Origin of the sequence: Verminephrobacter aporrectodeae subsp. tuberculatae At4, from assembly GCF_000193225.1 — a bacterium.
GTDB lineage: Bacteria > Pseudomonadota > Gammaproteobacteria > Burkholderiales > Burkholderiaceae_C > Acidovorax > Acidovorax aporrectodeae.
In genome coordinates this window covers 1-567 of sequence record NZ_AFAL01000903.1, presented here as the reverse complement: position 1 = coordinate 567, position 567 = coordinate 1, and the positions used below count along the sequence as shown (strand labels likewise).

The 567-nt window shown below is 67.9% G+C and carries 1 protein-coding gene; it reads left to right on the top strand.

Annotated features, from left to right (window positions below; all coding sequences use genetic code 11):
• Positions 1-18: 18 nt before the first annotated feature.
• Positions 19-567 (top strand): Ig-like domain-containing protein (locus VTU_RS29790; protein ID WP_236610839.1); only part of this gene is annotated, 549 nt, incomplete at its 3' end.

Sequence of the window (567 nt, the reverse complement as noted above, 5' to 3'; positions counted from 1 at the left end):
CTCACGCTGAGCCGCGCCGTGACCCAGGCTGAGACGGTGACCGTCAGCTACACCAAACCCACATCCGGCGCCGTGGTGCAGGACGCTGCGGGCAACGACGCAGCAAACTTCAGCAGCCGGGAGGTGACGAACAACACGCCCCGGGAGCCGCTCGGCGTCCGCATCACGATCGCCGACCGCGCGCTCACCGCGGGCGAGAGCACCACCGTTACCTTCTTCTTCACCAAGCCCGTCAACGGCTTTGACACCAGCGACATCCTGTCCCCCAACGGCACGCTGAGCACGCCCACGGCCAACGCCGAGCGCACGGCCTGGACGGCCACCTTCACGCCAACAGCCAACGTCAGTGCCGAGGCGAATGTCATCCGCGTAGACCTCGCCGGGGTGACCGACAACGCTGGCAACGCCGGCGTGGGCGGCGTCAGCAGCGCCAACTACTCCGTGGACACCCGAGATACCGTGGCCCCGGTGATCAACACCGCCACGGTCACCGGCGACCAGCTGGTGCTCACGTACACGGAAGCCAACACCCTGGACCCGGCAGCCCTCACGGGCAACGCCGGCTTT